At 38.2% G+C, this 16959-nt stretch carries 17 protein-coding genes; all 17 read left to right on the forward strand.

Going from position 1 to position 16959, the window contains the following annotated elements; all coding sequences use genetic code 11:
* Positions 1-3: 3 nt before the first annotated feature.
* Positions 4-2046, forward strand: coding sequence for a potassium-transporting ATPase subunit KdpB (gene kdpB / locus ACPLVE_RS04900; protein ID WP_424610338.1), 2043 nt, complete (start codon positions 4-6; stop codon positions 2044-2046).
* A gap of 10 nt (positions 2047-2056) precedes the next feature.
* The gene (kdpC, locus tag ACPLVE_RS04905; RefSeq protein WP_424610339.1) at positions 2057-2638 is read left to right on the forward strand and encodes a potassium-transporting ATPase subunit KdpC; all 582 of its coding nucleotides are present in this window, start codon (positions 2057-2059) and stop codon (positions 2636-2638) included.
* A 6-nt stretch (positions 2639-2644) separates the two neighbouring features.
* Positions 2645-3772 carry a KdpD-like non-kinase potassium sensor gene (kdpDN, locus tag ACPLVE_RS04910; RefSeq protein WP_424610341.1) on the forward strand — a complete coding sequence of 376 codons (1128 nt, stop codon included), beginning with the start codon at positions 2645-2647 and terminating at the stop codon, positions 3770-3772.
* 41 nt (positions 3773-3813) lie between these two features.
* Complete coding sequence (locus ACPLVE_RS04915; RefSeq protein ID WP_424610343.1) at positions 3814-4095, forward strand: hypothetical protein; 282 nt, start codon at positions 3814-3816, stop codon at positions 4093-4095.
* Positions 4092-4652 (forward strand): CRISPR-associated protein Cas4, encoded by a 561-nt coding sequence (gene cas4 / locus ACPLVE_RS04920; RefSeq protein ID WP_424610345.1) that lies wholly within the window; start codon positions 4092-4094, stop codon positions 4650-4652. The genes ACPLVE_RS04915 and cas4 overlap by 4 nt, the downstream gene beginning before the upstream one ends.
* A gap of 72 nt (positions 4653-4724) precedes the next feature.
* The gene (pdaA, locus tag ACPLVE_RS04925) at positions 4725-5597 is read left to right on the forward strand and encodes a delta-lactam-biosynthetic de-N-acetylase (RefSeq protein ID WP_424610347.1); all 873 of its coding nucleotides are present in this window, start codon (positions 4725-4727) and stop codon (positions 5595-5597) included.
* 15 nt (positions 5598-5612) lie between these two features.
* Entirely contained in the window at positions 5613-6653 is a 1041-nt protein-coding gene (locus tag ACPLVE_RS04930) for a lysylphosphatidylglycerol synthase transmembrane domain-containing protein (RefSeq protein ID WP_424610349.1), read from the forward strand.
* A 130-nt stretch (positions 6654-6783) separates the two neighbouring features.
* On the forward strand, positions 6784-7353 hold the full coding sequence (locus ACPLVE_RS04935; protein WP_424610351.1) for a glycerol-3-phosphate responsive antiterminator: 570 nt from the start codon (positions 6784-6786) through the stop codon (positions 7351-7353).
* Between the two features lie 72 nt (positions 7354-7425).
* The gene (locus ACPLVE_RS04940) at positions 7426-8157 is read left to right on the forward strand and encodes an MIP/aquaporin family protein (RefSeq protein ID WP_424610353.1); all 732 of its coding nucleotides are present in this window, start codon (positions 7426-7428) and stop codon (positions 8155-8157) included.
* 74 nt (positions 8158-8231) lie between these two features.
* On the forward strand, positions 8232-9725 hold the full coding sequence (gene glpK, locus ACPLVE_RS04945) for a glycerol kinase GlpK (protein ID WP_424610355.1): 1494 nt from the start codon (positions 8232-8234) through the stop codon (positions 9723-9725).
* 166 nt (positions 9726-9891) lie between these two features.
* On the forward strand, positions 9892-11385 hold the full coding sequence (locus ACPLVE_RS04950) for an NAD(P)/FAD-dependent oxidoreductase (RefSeq protein WP_424610368.1): 1494 nt from the start codon (positions 9892-9894) through the stop codon (positions 11383-11385).
* On the forward strand, positions 11378-12637 hold the full coding sequence (locus tag ACPLVE_RS04955; RefSeq protein ID WP_424610357.1) for an NAD(P)/FAD-dependent oxidoreductase: 1260 nt from the start codon (positions 11378-11380) through the stop codon (positions 12635-12637). Before ACPLVE_RS04950 ends, ACPLVE_RS04955 begins: the two co-directional genes overlap by 8 nt.
* A gap of 1 nt (position 12638) precedes the next feature.
* The gene (locus ACPLVE_RS04960) at positions 12639-13013 is read left to right on the forward strand and encodes a DUF1667 domain-containing protein (RefSeq protein ID WP_424610359.1); all 375 of its coding nucleotides are present in this window, start codon (positions 12639-12641) and stop codon (positions 13011-13013) included.
* Between the two features lie 14 nt (positions 13014-13027).
* Positions 13028-14662 carry a sigma-54 interaction domain-containing protein gene (locus ACPLVE_RS04965; RefSeq protein WP_424610370.1) on the forward strand — a complete coding sequence of 545 codons (1635 nt, stop codon included), beginning with the start codon at positions 13028-13030 and terminating at the stop codon, positions 14660-14662.
* Positions 14663-14817: 155 nt separating this feature from the next.
* Positions 14818-15816 (forward strand): dihydroxyacetone kinase subunit DhaK, encoded by a 999-nt coding sequence (gene dhaK / locus ACPLVE_RS04970; protein WP_424610361.1) that lies wholly within the window; start codon positions 14818-14820, stop codon positions 15814-15816.
* Between the two features lie 22 nt (positions 15817-15838).
* The gene (gene dhaL, locus ACPLVE_RS04975) at positions 15839-16477 is read left to right on the forward strand and encodes a dihydroxyacetone kinase subunit DhaL (RefSeq protein ID WP_424610362.1); all 639 of its coding nucleotides are present in this window, start codon (positions 15839-15841) and stop codon (positions 16475-16477) included.
* A 15-nt stretch (positions 16478-16492) separates the two neighbouring features.
* On the forward strand, positions 16493-16885 hold the full coding sequence (gene dhaM, locus ACPLVE_RS04980; protein WP_424610364.1) for a dihydroxyacetone kinase phosphoryl donor subunit DhaM: 393 nt from the start codon (positions 16493-16495) through the stop codon (positions 16883-16885).
* Positions 16886-16959: the final 74 nt, after the last annotated feature.

The following is a 16959-nucleotide window of genomic DNA, read 5'->3' on the forward strand; positions in this document are numbered from 1 at the left end:
AGTATGAAAAAAAAGAGGGAAGTAAAAACCTGGAGCAAGGAGATAGTGGTAGGAGCTATAAAGAATTCCTTTGTAAAGTTAAACCCTCTTTATATGTACAAAAACCCTGTTATGTTTGTTGTTGAGGTAGGAACCTTTATTACCCTTCTGGCCACTATATTTCCTACCTATTTTGGCAGTACTCCTAATGAAGTGGGATATAATGCTTTGGTGACTCTTATCCTTTTTATTACAGTTCTTTTTGCTAACTTTGCCGAATCTTTAGCAGAAGGAAGAGGCAAGGCTCAAGCTGAAACCCTAAAAAAGACGAAGAAAGAAACAATGGCAAAACTTGTGCAAAGTGATGGCAGTATCAAAATAGTTAAGTCTTCTGAACTTAAAAAAGGCGATATAGTCATTTGCGAGGCTGGAGATATAATTCCCGCAGATGGAGAAATAATTGAGGGGCTTGCTGCAATTGATGAATCAGCGATAACTGGGGAGTCTGCTCCCGTGATAAAAGAGGCCGGAGGAGATTTTAGTTCTGTAACGGGCGGTACTAAAGTTATAAGCGACCGCATAAAGATTCAGGTTACCGTGGATGAAGGGGAATCTTTCCTAGACAAGATGATTAAACTGGTGGAAGGAGCAAAAAGGCAGAAGTCTCCAAATGAAATTGCTCTTACTACGGTTTTAGTTAGCTTGACAATAATTTTTATAGTTGTGGTTATGACACTTTATCCTATGGCCAAACTTGTTCATGTCAGAATAAGCGCTGCCACTATGATAGCGTTGCTTGTATGTCTTATTCCAACTACGATCGGAGGGCTTTTATCGGCAATAGGTATTGCTGGAATGGACAGGGTGACACGCTTTAATGTGATCGCTATGTCCGGGAAGGCAGTGGAAGTAGCTGGAGACATAGATACAATACTTTTGGATAAAACAGGGACAATAACTTTTGGAAATAGATTAGCCGCTGATTTTATACCGGTGGGAGGTCATTCGAAGGAAGAAGTAACTTATTATGCACTTATTTCTTCTTTAAAGGACCTCACCCCGGAGGGGAGGTCAATAGTGGATTTAGCTAGAAAAATGGGGGCAAAGGCTCCTGATGATATTTTAGAAGGGGCAGAAGTTGTTGAATTTAGTGCGGAGACAAGAATGAGCGGCCTTAACTTAAAAGATGGCACTATTGTGAGAAAAGGGTCCTATGATAAAGTGAAGGAATACATAGAACAAAAAGGAGGAAGTATTCCAGAAGACTTAGATAAAGAAGTGGAGAAGATATCCCTATTAGGCGGTACTCCTCTTGTGGTGATAAAGGATAATGAGGTACTGGGAGTAATATATCTAAAGGATACAATAAAGCCTGGAATGAAAGAAAGGTTTAAACAGTTAAGGGCTATGGGTATTAAGACCATCATGATAACTGGGGACAATCCATTAACTGCCAAAACAATAGCGGAAGAAGCCGGTGTGGATGAGTTTATTGCGGAAAGTAAGCCTGAAGATAAGATAAACGTGATAAAGAGAGAGCAGGCGCAGGGAAGACTTGTTGCCATGACAGGGGACGGTACAAATGATGCGCCAGCACTAGCGCAGGCAGATGTTGGACTTGCGATGAATAGCGGTACAATGGCAGCTAAAGAAGCTGCTAATATGGTAGACTTAGATTCTGATCCTACAAAAATCATAGAAGTTGTGGGGATAGGGAAACAGCTTCTCATGACAAGAGGAGCTCTTACTACCTTTAGTATTGCAAATGATGTGGCTAAATATTTTGCTATTCTTCCTGCTATTATATCTGCGACTTTACCGGCTATAAAAGTACTGGATATTATGAAGCTTTCTTCGCCAACAAATGCTATACTGTCAGCCCTAATATACAATGCAATCATCATTCCTATATTAATTCCTATAGCCATGAGAGGAGTAAAGTATAGGCCAATGAGTGCGACTGCCCTTCTTATGAGGAATCTTTTAATCTATGGAGTAGGAGGAATAATTGCTCCGTTTGTTGGCATAAAGCTTATTGACATTATAATATCTTCTTTTGGAATGTGAGGGATTTCATATGGGAGAAGAAGTAAAAAAAGCTATAAAATTTACTCTAATTCTAATGATTATTTTGGGTTTAGTTTATCCCTTTGTAATGACAGGGCTCGCAAATTTATTATTTCCTTATCAGTCAAAAGGTAGTATAATTAAAATAGATGGTAAACCTGTTGGTTCGGAGCTTATAGGACAAAAATTTACTGACCCTCGCTGGTTTATGGGAAGACCTTCAGCAGTGGATTATGAGGCTACTTCCTCGGGGGGTACAAATTACGCCCTATCTAATCCTAAATTTCATGAAGAAGTAGAAAAAAATATAGAGGATTTTTTAAAGAAAAATCCAGGAGTCAAAAGAAGTGACATCCCTGCAGATATAATTACTTCTTCCGGTTCGGGTTTGGATCCACATATTTCTCCAGAAGCTGCATATCTTCAAGTTAAAAGAGTGGCTGAAGCTAATGGCTTGCCAGAAGAAATAGTTAAAAAGTTGGTAGATAAAAACATAGAAGGCAGATTCTTAGGCATTTTTGGTGAACCGAGAGTCAATGTGTTAAAGCTCAATCTAAGCTTATTAGAAGAAATTAAGAAATCCAAAAGGTGAGGGTAAATGGTAGTAAAGAGGTCCCCAGATTACTTTATGAGAGAAATCGAAAGGGCAAACAAAGGAAGGCTTAAGATTTATCTTGGAGCTGCTCCTGGAGTAGGAAAGACCTACCACATGTTGCAGGATGCGAATGAGATGAAAAAGAGAGGTATAGATGTGGTTATTGGTTTTGTAGAAACCTATGGAAGAAAAGATACGGAGGAGCAGATAGGGGACCTCGAGATTATTCCTTTAAAGGAAATAAATTACAAAGGTGTAATAATTAAGGAAATGGATTTGGAGGCTATCATTAAAAGGAAGCCACAAGTAGTTGTTGTCGATGAGTTGGCCCACACAAATGCACCTGGATCCAAAAATGAAAAAAGGTATCAGGATGTTTTAGAGCTTATAGACAACGGCATAAGTGTCATGACTGCCGTTAATATACAGCATTTTGAAAGTTTAAATGACTATGTAAACAGAATGACTAATGTCAAAGTAAGAGAGACTATTCCTGATAAAATACTTGAGCTGGCTGATGAGATTGAGGTAGTCGATGTATCTCCTGAGACGCTTATTGATAGGCTAAAAAACGGGAAAATTTACAGCCCGGATAAGGTTGAGACGGCTCTTAATAATTTCTTTAGAGTGGGAAATTTGGCTGCGTTGAGAGAACTTACATTAAGAGAGGTAGCCAATGAGGTAGACGATAGACTTTTAGAGTATAGGAATAAAAAGAAGGTTGTAGGTCTAAAAGGAGCCCAAGAGAAAATACTGGTGTGCGTGAATTTAAGATTTAATGCGGAATATTTGATAAGGCGTGGGTATAGGCTTGCGAAGATGCTCAAAGCAGACCTTTTTGTCCTACACGTATATAACGACGAAGAGTTAAGAGATCATAAGAATTTGAAAAAATTAGATGAGATTTCGATGCTATGCAATAAATTGGAAGCCAAGTTTTACATGGTGAAGTCAAATGATCCAGCAAAGGCGATAATAAAGTTTGCAGAAGAAAATGCTATAACCCAGATAGTAGTAGGGCAATCTGTAAGAAGAAGGATAGACGAGATAATAAGAGGATCTATTGTGAGAAGGATAATGAAGGGGACTAAGTTCATAGATGTTCTTGTTGTAGCTGATCCGAGGGGTTAATCCCCTTTCTTTTTATAAAATTTTTTAAGAAGGGTTGCCTTATGGGAGAGAAGAAGAGGTATATATCGGCCAACGAAATAAATCAATATATATACTGTCCTTACCAATGGTATTACATAAGAAAATATGGACTCGAATATATAAATAGCCTGAGAAATCCATCCGAAAAAGAGGATCAATTTGTAAACTTTAAAAAGGGTATAGAATACCATGAAAAATACTATAAAGATATAGTAAGGATGAGGTATAAAAAGTATGCTGTATTTTTGGGAGTCATATTTATGATTTTAGCAATTTTAATTGTGATGAGGTATGTGAGATGATTTTGAACATAATTTTCCTTCTTATTGTGGTGTACCTTTTAATCTATTCAATAATCGAAAAAAGGCCTTTTTACCGGAAAATGAGACGAAGTATAGGATTTAGAGGAGGGAAATTGATATACGTGGACAAACCCCAACAAGTTAGAGAAAAAGGGGTGATTTATGGGAAACTTTTAAAATCAGAGAAATATGGCTTAACTGGAAAACCCGATTATATCTATCAGATAGGAGATGAACTGATACCAATAGAGCTTAAAAGTGCTGAGGCAGAAGATTCTCCTTATTTTAAAGATGTAATGCAGCTTGTGGCGTATTTTATTATATTGGAAGAGGAATATCAGAGAAAAGTGAAAAGAGGTAGAATTGTTTATAAAAACACCATGTTTGAAGTATACAATAGAAAGTATCTAAAAAAAGAGCTTTTAAGGATTTTAGACCAAATGAGAGAGATGGAGAAGGGAAACTACATACCATCTGTCACTCCTTCCTTTACTCTTTGTCGTTTTTGCCCTTGTAGGGGAACAGTTTGCGAGATATATAAGGACAATTCCATATAAATACAGAATAACAGAGGGCATAAAAGAAAAAAATAAAGATGTAAATTAGAAAAAAGGAAAAGGGGTAGGGAAATGGTTAAAAAAATCATTTTTTTGATGATAGGAATTGCCCTCTGTTTTTCACTTGCTTCTTGTGGTATAATCAAAAAAAATAGTTCTCAAATTGAAAAAACCAAAGTTGAAGAAAATATGATGGAGAATCTACCCAGTGATGGACTCTCTAATGTAGTGAACCATGTTAGCGAAGCGGCAGATAATCTTGATAATACACCTTATGGTTGGGGACTAAGAGTACTTCCTAACCATCAGACACCAGAAATTACTCCTCGCGCTATGGAACTTATTAAGAAATACGATGCAATTTTTGTAGGAGATACTACTAAAAAAGTAGTTTATCTGACCTTTGATGAGGGATATGAAGCGGGTTATACTCCTAAAATACTAGATGTACTCAAAGAAAATCAAGTAAAAGCGGCTTTTTTTGTAACGGGGCCATATGTGAAAGGTCAACAAGACCTTGTTAAAAGGATGTTGGCAGAAGGACATATCGTTGGAAATCATACGGTAAATCACCCGAGTTTGCCCTCTTTGCCCGATGAAAAAGTGAAGGAAGAGATTATTGGGTTAGAGAAGATGTTTGAGGATTTGACAGGGCAGAAAATGAAATATTTTAGACCCCCCAGGGGTGAATACAGTGAAAGGACCCTTTACATCACCAAATCTTTGGGGTACAGGACGGTTTTCTGGAGCTTAGCTATGGCTGATTGGCAGCCGCTTCCCGGAGGACCAGAGGAAAGCTATAATACTGTTATGAAAAGGCTTCACCCGGGAGCTGTCATACTTTTACACGCTGTTTCAAAAGATAACGCTTTAGCTCTTGATAGAATAATCAAAAGCATTAAGGAAGAGGGGTATGAATTTAAGACTTTAGATGATATTCCATAGGAGAGGGGAATTGCTTTGGATGCTAGTTTAGAAAAGAAGAATTTATATCTCTTAGGTTTGGCAATTGCAATTAGCCTTGTCTCAATTGCTCTGATTTTAAAATTTACAGGTTTATCTAACATAGAAAAGGCTTTTGACCTTTCACTTATCTACATTATAGCTATTTTTGCGGTGATAATACTAAGCCTTATAGTAGATACATTTCGAGTTAGAGATTTGCTCAAGGAAGTAGGAGAAAATCTTTGTTTTAGTTATATTTTTAAATTCAACCTTGCTACTTTTTTTATAAGCTATGTTACCCCTTTTGGGTCAGGAGTACTGCCTTTGATGATCTATCTGCTTGACAAAAAGGGAATATCGGCTAATAAGGCTTTAATAGTGTTTACAGCAAAACTTTTATTTTCAGGAATATTTTTCATTACTATCCCTCCTTTTCTTATAATTTTTTTTGGAGAGTATTTAGAATTAGGGGATGTCTTAACAAGATTAGCTATTTTTGTAACATTATTTTTAATAGGGCTTTTAATTTTACTTTTTTATATTATCTTAAAACCGCATTTTCTTATTGGTGTTATTGAAAAATTGGAGAGAATTTCTCTTTTGAGAAGATATGTAGGAAAAGAACATTTTGAGAGGGCTAAAAAAGAGGTTCTTCTCTATAACAAGAATTTTCGACTGCTGTTTTCTTCTTTAAAGGGATATAGGGTATTTGCATGGCAGTTTTTATATGCTTTTTTGTATTGGATGCTCTTTTATAGCATTGCTCCTCTTTTGCTTATGGCTATGAAGGTCCCTTTTAGTTTTATTGCAATTGTAGGGCGTCAGATCATTTTTTACGATATACTTGCTTATAGTTTCATTCCTAGCGGATCTGGCACTGTGGAACTAGGCTTTGCCGCTATTTTTTCAAATGTATTGCCAGCTTCTTATATAGGAATTTTTATAGGTATCTGGAGATTTTTTACTTACTATGTATATTTGGGGCTATCTGCTGTAGGGTTTTTTATGATAGTAAAAGATGTGAAGAAAAGGATTGTTAATCAAATAACAACTTGATATTAATTATCATAACAAAGAGAACTCTTGGTATTTTTTATCAAGGGTTCTCTTTTTTTATAATGTTTTTTCTTGATTTCTTTTTGGCACGTTTTTTGCAATGTAAAATACACGAGCGGAGGTATATAGGATGAAGAAAAAAATTATAGATGCAATAGCAGATTTTCCAATAATTGCAGCTGTTCGGGAGATAAAGGATGTAAAAGAGGCCATTTCATCAAATGCGCAGGTTATATTTTTGCTCACAGGAGACATAATGAATATATGCGAGTTAGTGGATTCTATTAAAAAGAGTAACAAGGTTGTTTTTGTCCACTTTGACCTCATAGAAGGCCTGGGGAAAGATACAAAAGCTGTGGAATACATAGCCGAGAAGATAAAGCCTGATGGTATAATCTCTACCCGTAATAATATTTTGGACCATGCTAAAGATTTTGGGCTCTTTTCTATACAGAGGCTTTTCATTCTAGATTCTCAAGCTTTAAAGACAGGTCTTTTTTCTGCTAAGCAGATAAGACCTGATGCTGTTGAGATTCTTCCTGGGATAATGCCAAATATAATAAAAGAAGTGACACAAGAGGTTTTTATGCCTATTATTGCGGGAGGCCTTGTGAGGACAAAGGAGGAGGTTATAAATGCGATAAAAGCAGGGGCGATTGCTGTTTCAACTAGCGAAAAGAGCCTCTGGTTTATAGAGTGAAAGGGGGGATATATGAGAAACAAAAAATTTTTATTTAAAAGTTAAATTTTGGAATTATGGAGGGGATATTTTATGAGTGATTTCGCAAAATACTTAGCGGAGTTCTTTGGTACCATGATACTTATCTGGTTAGGTGATGGTGTTGTTGCAAACGTTGTTTTAAATAAGTCTAAAGGTCAAAACAGTGGCTGGATTGTAATAACTGCAGGATGGGGATTTGCAGTTATGGTAGCAGTCTATGTAGTTGGATGGATAAGTGGGGCCCATATAAATCCAGCTGTTACGTTGGCTTTGGCGGCTATAGGGTCTTTTCCGTGGAGTTTAGTGCCAGGTTACATTATATCGCAAGTTTTGGGAGCTTTTGTAGGAGCTATAATAGTTTATCTGATGTATATGGACCATTATGCTGAAACTGAAGATCCAACACTAAAACTGGCTACATTCTCAACTATTCCGGCAATAAGAGATCTTCCCAAAAACTTCATGACAGAGGCTTTTGGAACAGCAATGCTTTTGATAGGAATATTGGGCATCACAAATGCAAACAATCAATTAGGAAGTGGTATAGGTCCACTTCTCATTGGACTTCTCATTTGGGCAATAGGTTTAAGCTTAGGAGGTCCTACAGGATATGCTATTAATCCAGCCAGAGACTTTGGACCAAGGCTTGCTCATGCTATTTTGCCTATTCCTGGGAAGAGAGATTCGGATTGGGGATATGGTTTAGTAGTACCAATATTTGGCCCGATAGTTGGAGGAATAATTGGAGCATGGATTTACCAGCTTGTAATGAGTATTCATTAAAGTAAATTATATCGGCGAGATATTTCTCGCCGATATGGTGTTATAATAAAAAAGCAGAGTGAGGAGGAAGAAAGATGGCTAAGTATGTAATGGCTTTAGATCAGGGAACTACAAGTTCCCGCGCCATAATTTTTGATCACAGCGGTAAAATGGTGGCTTCTTTAAACAAGGAATTTAGACAGATTTATCCGAAACCTGGCTGGGTTGAACATGACCCTATGGAAATATGGGAGTCTCAGATAGAGGTTGCAAAGGGAGTGATAGAAAAAGCCGGAATCAAACCAGAGGACATTGTAGCAATAGGCATAACAAATCAAAGAGAGACGACTGTAGTATGGGACAAAAATACGGGAAAACCTATTTACAATGCTATAGTGTGGCAATGCAGAAGAACTGCCCCCATTTGCGATGACCTCAAGAATAAAGGGTTTGACACGAAGATAAGAGAAAAAACAGGGCTTGTAGTAGACGCGTATTTTTCTGGTACCAAAGTTAAGTGGATTTTAGATAATGTTGAAGGAGCACGTGAAAAGGCAGAAAAAGGGGAACTTCTCTTTGGAAACATAGATACCTGGCTTATATGGAATCTGACAAAGGGTAAGGTGCATGTCACCGATTATTCAAATGCATCGCGAACTATGCTTTTTAACATACACGACCTTAAATGGGACAAAGAAATATTAGAAGAACTGAATATCCCGGAGAATATGCTTCCAGAAGTGAAGCCTTCAAGTCATGTTTACGGTTACACTGACAAGTCCCTCTTTGGAGTTGAGATACCTATTGCAGGAGACGCTGGGGACCAGCAAGCTGCTTTGTTTGGACAAGTATGCTTTAAACCAGGAATGGCAAAGAACACCTATGGTACCGGCTGCTTTATGCTGATGAATACCGGAGAGAAAGCTGTTCCTTCCAAGACAGGACTTTTAACCACGATTGCGTGGGGCATTGATGGAAAAGTTGAATATGCTCTGGAAGGCAGTATTTTCATAACAGGTGCAGCAATTCAGTGGTTGAGAGATGAACTGAGGATCATTGATAGTGCTCCTCAAAGCGAAGAATACGCCCTTAAAGTCGAAGATACAAACGGGGTATATGTTGTTCCTGCCTTTGTAGGTCTTGGAGCTCCTTATTGGGATATGTATGCTAGAGGTGTGATAGTTGGACTTACCAGAGGAGCAAAAAGAGAGCATATAATAAGAGCTACGTTAGAATCTATTGCTTATCAAACAAGAGATGTCCTTGAAGCAATGCAAGAAGACTCTGGTATAAAACTTCAAGCTTTAAAGGTCGATGGAGGAGCCAGCGCAAATAACTTCTTAATGCAGTTCCAGGCAGATATCTTAGGTGTTCCGGTAGACAGACCTCAGGTGATAGAGACGACTGCTTTAGGAGCTGCTTATCTTGCAGGACTTGCAGTAGGTTTCTGGAATAGCAAAGAAGAAATAGAGAAAAACTGGAATATAGATAGGCGCTTTGAGCCTAAGATGGAGGAAGAAAAGAGAGAAAAGCTGTACAAAGGCTGGAAAAAAGCGGTTGAAAGAGCTATGAAGTGGGCTGAAGAATAAAAAAATTGATAAAAAGTAGCAGGAATTTGAGAATTTTTGTAGAATATATTATAATAAATCGGGACAAAATGAATAATAGGTATGGTGGAGATTGGGAGAACCATATATAGCCGAGGGGCCTCGGTTATATATGGTTTTTTATCTTCATAAGGAGGTTTTATAAATGATGTACGATGTTTTGATAATAGGAGCTGGTGTAGTAGGATGTTCTATTGCAAGGGAATTATCTAAATACAAATTAAAGGTGATTGTAGTAGAAAAGGGTGAAGATGCCGCTTCAGAAGGCGCATCAAAGGCTAACAGCGCAATACTTCACGCTGGATATGACCCTGTTCCAGGTACTTTAAAAGCAAAGCTCAATGTACGAGGGAATGAAATGTTTGAAGAATTGTGCAAAGACTTGGATGTTCCCATGAAAAGGACAGGTTCTTTAGTGGTGGCTTTTTCAGAAGAAGAAATTAAAGAGCTTTATAAGTTGTTTGATAGGGGTATAAAAAATGGAGTCAAAGAACTTTCTATAATTACAAAGGACATGGTGAAAGAAATAGAGCCTTATATAAACGATACTGTGATAGCTGCTCTTTATGCGAAAAAAGCAGGTATTATTTCGCCTTATCTGTTTACAATTGCCCTTGCGGAAAATGCTGCCCAAAACGGAGTGGAGTTTTCTTTTGACTCCGAAGTAATTGATATTAAGAAAAAAGAGGATGTGTTCATTGTAAAAACACCGCTTAAAGAATTCTATGCGAGGTATGTTATCAATGCTGCAGGAGTTTATTCTGATGTGATAAACAACATGGTAGGGGCAAAACCTTTTTCTGTACATCCTAGAAAGGGAGAATACCTTATACTGGATAAGGATCAAGGGTATCTTGCCAGGACAGTTATATTCCAGGTTCCTACAAAAATGGGCAAAGGGATTCTAGTATCTCCTACTATTGATGGTAACCTGTTAATAGGACCTACATCAGAGGACATACAGGATAAGGAATTTAAGGCTACCACCAGAGAAGGTCTTAATAAGGCTATTACTGTTGCCAAAAGAAGTGTGGATAAGTTCGATGTTAGAAAGACAATAACTCAGTTTACAGGTTTGAGAGCAACTCCCGACACCGAGGAAAAGGATTTTATAATAGGAGAATCGGATGTAAAAGGATTTATAAATGTGGCTGGCATTGAATCTCCTGGTTTTACAGCAGCACCTGCAATTGCTGAGATGGTAAGGGATATACTAAAAGATGCAGGTCTTGACCTTATAGAAAAAGAAGATTTTAACCCTAAAAGAAAGCCTATGATCCGATTTGCAGAACTCTCTGACGAGGAGAGAAACAAGCTTATAAAAGAAAATCCGGCTTATGGAAGAATTGTATGCAGGTGTGAAACAGTTACGGAAGGAGAAGTCATAGATGCGATAAGAAGACCAGTAGGAGCTCGGTCGGTAGACGGGGTAAAAAGGCGTGTAAGAGCTGGTATGGGCAGGTGTCAGGGGAGCTTCTGTGGTCCTAGAGTAGTAGAAATACTGGCAAGAGAACTAAATATCTCTCCTCTTGAGGTTACAAAACATGGCAGAAATTCCTATATTCTTGCCGGTGAGACCAAAAAATTTCTCTTAGAAAAGGCGTCACAGCTTTTGAAGAAAGAGGTGTATGGGAATGCTTAACTATGATATAGTCATAGTTGGAGGAGGACCTGCTGGTCTGGGAGCTGCTGTAGAAGCATATGAAAAAGGAGCAAGAAGTGTAGTTATATTAGAAAGGGATAAATATTTGGGAGGCATTTTACCCCAATGTATACACAACGGTTTTGGACTTCAAGAATTCAAAGAAGAATTGACCGGTCCTGAATATGCACAAAGGTTTATAGACAAAGTAGAGGAATATGGGATAGAAGTCATGCTGGAGACAATGGTTTTAGAAATTACTCCTGACAAGATAGTAAAAGCTGTTAATCCGCAAAAAGGCGTATTTCAGATAAAAGCGAAGGCAATAATTTTAGCAATGGGTTGCAGAGAAAGGCCCAGGGGTGCAATAATGATTCCAGGTACCAGACCTGCCGGCATAATGACGGCTGGAACAGCCCAAAGGTATGTAAATATGGAAGGTTACATGCCAGGAAAAGAAATAGTGATTTTAGGTTCGGGAGATGTAGGTCTTATCATGGCAAGGAGGCTTACTTTAGAAGGTGCAAAGGTCAAGGCAGTGGTAGAAATAATGCCTTATTCAAGCGGTCTCACAAGAAATATAGTACAATGCCTTGAGGATTTTGATATACCTCTTCTCCTTAGCCATACTGTTGTAGAGATACATGGGAAAGATAGGGTGGAAGGAGTAACCATTGCAAAGGTAGATGAAAATAGAGAACCTATAATGGAAACCGCCCAGTATATAAGCTGCGACACTTTAATACTTTCTGTAGGATTGATACCAGAAAATGAACTGTCAAAGCAGGCGGGGATAGAACTTGACCCAGTAACAGGAGGACCAGTTGTGAATGAGATGCTGGAGACCAGTGTGCCAGGAATTTTTGCTTGTGGAAATGTCCTTCAGGTTCATGACCTAGTCGATAATGTTACGGCAGAAGCCAGATTAGCAGCTAATTCTGCTATAAGATTCATAAAAGAAGGGGAATTCAAAAAAAGCAATGTCTTTGTTAAAGCAGGAAACGGTATTCGTTATGTTGTCCCTCAGAGAATAAATGTGGATAATGTGGAAAAAAGAATAAAATTCAGGATGAGGCCTACGACTGTTTATAGCAATGCTGTACTTGCAGTAAAGTCAGGTGATAAATATCTTTTAAAACAGAGGAAGTTAAGACTTACTCCCGGAGAGATGATAGAAGTCAATATAAACAAAGATATATTAAAAAACGCAGATGAAAAAGAGGGTATTGTCTTTTTAGTGGAGGAGGGATAAAATGGAAGTAAGAGAGCTTACCTGCATAGTTTGTCCTTTGGGTTGTAGGATAACAGTTGAAATGGAGGGGGGGGAGATAAAAAATATAAAAGGTTATTCTTGTCCTAAAGGACTTGAATATGCAAAGAATGAAGTTACGATGCCCAAAAGAATAGTGACAACCAGTGTTAGAGCAAAAGATGGGCACTTACCCCTTCTTTCTGTAAGGACAAAAGAACCGGTTCCGAAGGAAAAGATTCATGAAATAATGGTCGAACTAGCGAAAATAGAAGTAAAAGCTCCTGTTAAAATTGGTGATGTGATAGTCAAAAACATTCTGGGGACGGGGGTTGACGTTATTGCCACAAGGAATCTTTATAAAAAAGAAGTGAGTTGATGTGTGGTGATAGAATGGTGGAAAAGAGGGAAAGGTTAAGACTGCCTGTCAGTATACATTCTCAGATTGCTGCCCACATAGTTCAAGAGGTGAGCCATATAAGCAAAAAACACGGTGTCAGCATATTTTTTAGAAAGGTGAATGAAAATCGAATGGTCCCAGCTGGGAGCATGCTTTCTATGGTAACTTTTTTTGCTTCTCGCGGTGAGGAAATAGAGGTCATAATAGAAGGAGAAAGGGCTGATAGGGCCTTTTACGAGTTTATGGAGTTTTTTAATTCGGAATTAGGGAAAGAGAAAGAGGAAAAAGCTACCTATGAACTTTTAAAAAATACCTCTATTGCTTATGAAAAAATCTTTAACTCTATCGGTTCTGGACTTATAGTGACGGATGAAGATGGTAATATAACCATATTTAATAAATTAGCAGAAAATATTACTGGGATAAGTATGGATGAAGCTATAGGGAAAAAAGTTCAAGAGATTATACCGGACGTAAGAATTGAAAGTGTGCTAAAAATGGGAAAAGAGGAAATGAATAGAAAGGTTAAAGTTGGCAATAATGTTGTGTTCACTAATATTACTCCAATATACACGGGCAGCAGAATAGAAGGGGCAGTGATAGTTTTTTATGAATTTCCCCAGATAGAGTATTTAGAGAATGAATTAAAGAGAAATAGAAAGTTGGATAAAGCATTTGACATAATAATAGGCAATAGTGGCAAGTTGAAAGATGCGCTAACCATTGCATCAAAAGCTGCAGATACAGATTCTACTGTCTTGATACGGGGAGAAAGTGGTACAGGAAAGGAATTGGTAGCTCAGGCAATTCACTATGCTAGCAAAAGAAGAGATAAGCCTTTTATAAGAGTTAACTGTGCTGCTATACCTGTTGCATTACTGGAAAGTGAGCTTTTTGGCCATGAGAGGGGAGCTTTTACGGGAGCTGTAACCCAAAAAATAGGGAAATTCGAGCTGGCAGACGGGGGTACGGTGTTTTTAGATGAGATAGGAGAAATACCGCCAGAAATTCAAGTAAAACTTTTGAGAGTCATACAGGAGAAGGAGTTTGAGAGAGTCGGAGGAATAAGGACTATAAAAGTAGATGTGAGGATAATTGCCGCTACAAATAAGGACTTAGAAAAAGCTATAAAAGAAGGCACTTTTAGAGAAGATTTATATTACCGCTTGAATGTTATCCCGATAATGTTACCGCCCCTCAGAGAGCGGCGAGGAGATATTCCCCTCCTTGTTGAGCACTTTATAGAAAAGTTAAGCAAAAAATTAAACAAGCAAATAAAAGGCATAACAAAAAAAGCCATGCAGGCTCTTATCCACTATGATTGGCCTGGAAATGTAAGAGAATTGGAGAATATAATAGAAAGATGTATCACTTTAAGTGAAGGCGAATATATAGACTACGAAGATCTCCCCCAGTATATACGAAATGAGGAGACTATTACGTCAGAAAATAATGTAATTTATTTAGACGAACATAGTGAATTGCTTACAATGGAAGAATATGAATACAAGATAATAAAAGCAGCTCTAGAGAGGTACAAAAGTTTTAATAAGGCGGCGAAAGTTTTAGGACTTACCCATAAAACAGTTGCTTCTAAAGCGAGGAAATTTGGCCTAGTTGATAGATAATCCCAACGGCGTTTTTTGGTTGATACTTTTTCCCAATAAGGTCTTTGGGACTTTTTTGTTTTTGAGGAAAATGCAAAGGACATGCTGGCACAGTTTTTGCATATTAATTAAAATGAGGTAATTGTAAAGTAATTAATTGTAAGGAGGTTCTTTTTATGAAAAAACTGATTAATAATCCGGAAGCCGTTGTAAAAGAAATGATTGAGGGGCTTTTGGAGGCGCATCCTAACTATCTTAAAAAACTGGAAAACATAAATGTAATTGTAAGAAAAGATGCGCCAGTAGAAGGAAAAGTAGGGCTTGTGAGCGGTGGTGGAAGTGGTCATGAACCCGCCCACGCTGGTTATGTTGGTTATGGCATGTTAGATGCTGCTTGTCCTGGTGAAGTATTCACTTCTCCTACTCCAGACCAAATTTATGAAGCGATTAAAGCAGTAAATGGTGGCAAGGGAGTTCTTCTCATCATAAAGAATTATACGGGAGACGTAATGAATTTTGAAATGGCTAGGGACATGGCGCAAATGGAGGGCATAGAAGTAGATGAGGTTATAGTAAATGACGATGTAGCCGTAGAAAACAGTACCTGGACACAGGGCAGAAGAGGCATAGCAGGAACTGTTTTTGTCCATAAGATTGCCGGAGCAAAGGCACAGGAGGGTGCTAGTCTTCAGGAAGTAAAAAGAGTGGCTGAAAAAGTTATAGCAAATGTGCGTTCAATGGGAATGGCATTGACACCTTGTACTGTTCCTGCAGCAGGTAAGCCAAGCTTTACTCTTCAAGAAGATGAAATAGAGATCGGAATAGGGATTCATGGAGAGCCCGGTACTCACAGGGAAAAAATAAAACCTGTCGATGAAGTAGTTGAGCATTTAATGGACAAAATAATAAATGACCTTCCCTATAAACCAGGTGACGAAGTAGCTGTGATGATAAACGGAATGGGTGGAACTCCGCTGATGGAGCTTTATATAGCTAACAGGAAGGTTTCAGAGATTCTCAAAGAAAAGAACATAAAAGTTTATAAGACCTATGTTGGGGAATTCATGACTTCTCTTGAGATGAGCGGTTTTTCTATAACCTTATTGAAACTGGACGATGAGTTGAAAGCTTTGTTGGACGCAAAAGCTGATACTCCAGCGTTTAAACAATTATAATTTCAGGGGGTAGTGAATATAAATGGTTGTCACAAAGGAAGATGTGCTTAAAGTCATAAATAGGATAGTGGAAGTAATAAGAGAGAACAGGGAGTATCTCACAGAACTGGATTCCGCTATAGGAGATGCTGACCATGGAATAAACATGGATAGAGGCTTTGAAGCAGTGAAACAAAAACTAGATACAATTCCAGAAAATTCTGATATAGGGACGATATTGAAAACTGTGGGGATGACCCTTGTTTCTACTGTAGGAGGGGCTTCAGGACCCCTTTATGGAACTGCCTTTATGAGAGCAGGACAGGTAGTACAGGGCAAAACTGAGCTTACAGAAGAGGATATAGTAAAAATTTTTGATGCGGCTCTTCAGGGAATAAAGGATAGAGGTAAAGCTCAAGCGGGAGATAAAACAATGATAGATGCTATTGAACCTGCTTACAAGGCTCTTAAAGAAAGCTTAGAAAATAACATAGCCCTTCCCGAAGCTTTAAAGAGAGCGGCTAATGCGGCTAAAGAGGGAATGGAATACACAAAGAATATATCTGCCAGGAAGGGCAGAGCTAGCTACTTAGGTGAGAGAAGCATAGGACATATAGATCCTGGGGCTACCTCCTCTTACCTTATGATAAATGCTTTTTCAGAAGTGATTAATTTACTGTAATAATGGAGGAATAAGATGGTTGGAATAGTTTTAGTGTCCCACTCAAGAAAAATTGTAGAGGGGATTTTCGAGCTTGTAAATCAAATGACCAGAGGAGAAGTTCCCATAGGACTGGCGGGAGGAACGCCAGATGGGAGGTTAGGTACTGACGCTACGGAAATAGCAGAAGAAATAAAGAAGGTAGACAAAGGAGAAGGAGTAGTAGTATTAGTTGACATTGGAAGTGCAATCATGAGTGCTCAAACGGCCCTGGAGCTTTTAGGAGAAGAATATGAAAGTAAAGTAAAAATTGCAGACGCTCCCCTGGTAGAAGGGGCAGTAGCGGCTGCAGTAGAAGCTTCTATAGGAAGTAATTTTGAAAAAGTTCTGGGTGTAGCCGAAGAGGCGAAAAAAATGAACAAACTGTAAGAGGCCTGACTTTTGTCAGGCTTCAGTTTGTTGACAAAGTGCTTCTTATTTAAGTGGCATTTTGTGTTAATGCT

This window comes from Caldanaerobacter sp. (genome assembly GCF_049701115.1).
In the GTDB taxonomy this organism is placed as follows: Bacteria; Bacillota; Thermoanaerobacteria; order Thermoanaerobacterales; family Thermoanaerobacteraceae; genus Thermoanaerobacter.

Excerpts from the sequence above, each read along its gene's own strand:
- cas4 (WP_424610345.1), top strand. The coding sequence starts at position 4,092 with ATGATTTTGAACATAATTTTCCTTCTTATTGTGGTGTACCTTTTAATC.
- ACPLVE_RS04935 (WP_424610351.1), top strand. The coding sequence starts at position 6,784 with ATGAAGAAAAAAATTATAGATGCAATAGCAGATTTTCCAATAATTGCA.
- kdpB (WP_424610338.1), top strand. The coding sequence starts at position 4 with ATGAAAAAAAAGAGGGAAGTAAAAACCTGGAGCAAGGAGATAGTGGTA.
- dhaK (WP_424610361.1), top strand. The coding sequence starts at position 14,818 with ATGAAAAAACTGATTAATAATCCGGAAGCCGTTGTAAAAGAAATGATT.
- ACPLVE_RS04965 (WP_424610370.1), top strand. The coding sequence starts at position 13,028 with ATGGTGGAAAAGAGGGAAAGGTTAAGACTGCCTGTCAGTATACATTCT.
- ACPLVE_RS04960 (WP_424610359.1), top strand. The coding sequence starts at position 12,639 with ATGGAAGTAAGAGAGCTTACCTGCATAGTTTGTCCTTTGGGTTGTAGG.
- kdpC (WP_424610339.1), top strand. The coding sequence starts at position 2,057 with ATGGGAGAAGAAGTAAAAAAAGCTATAAAATTTACTCTAATTCTAATG.
- kdpDN (WP_424610341.1), top strand. The coding sequence starts at position 2,645 with ATGGTAGTAAAGAGGTCCCCAGATTACTTTATGAGAGAAATCGAAAGG.
- dhaM (WP_424610364.1), top strand. The coding sequence starts at position 16,493 with ATGGTTGGAATAGTTTTAGTGTCCCACTCAAGAAAAATTGTAGAGGGG.
- ACPLVE_RS04950 (WP_424610368.1), top strand. The coding sequence starts at position 9,892 with ATGTACGATGTTTTGATAATAGGAGCTGGTGTAGTAGGATGTTCTATT.
- ACPLVE_RS04955 (WP_424610357.1), top strand. The coding sequence starts at position 11,378 with ATGCTTAACTATGATATAGTCATAGTTGGAGGAGGACCTGCTGGTCTG.
- ACPLVE_RS04940 (WP_424610353.1), top strand. The coding sequence starts at position 7,426 with ATGAGTGATTTCGCAAAATACTTAGCGGAGTTCTTTGGTACCATGATA.
- glpK (WP_424610355.1), top strand. The coding sequence starts at position 8,232 with ATGGCTAAGTATGTAATGGCTTTAGATCAGGGAACTACAAGTTCCCGC.
- pdaA (WP_424610347.1), top strand. The coding sequence starts at position 4,725 with ATGGTTAAAAAAATCATTTTTTTGATGATAGGAATTGCCCTCTGTTTT.
- dhaL (WP_424610362.1), top strand. The coding sequence starts at position 15,839 with ATGGTTGTCACAAAGGAAGATGTGCTTAAAGTCATAAATAGGATAGTG.
- ACPLVE_RS04915 (WP_424610343.1), top strand. The coding sequence starts at position 3,814 with ATGGGAGAGAAGAAGAGGTATATATCGGCCAACGAAATAAATCAATAT.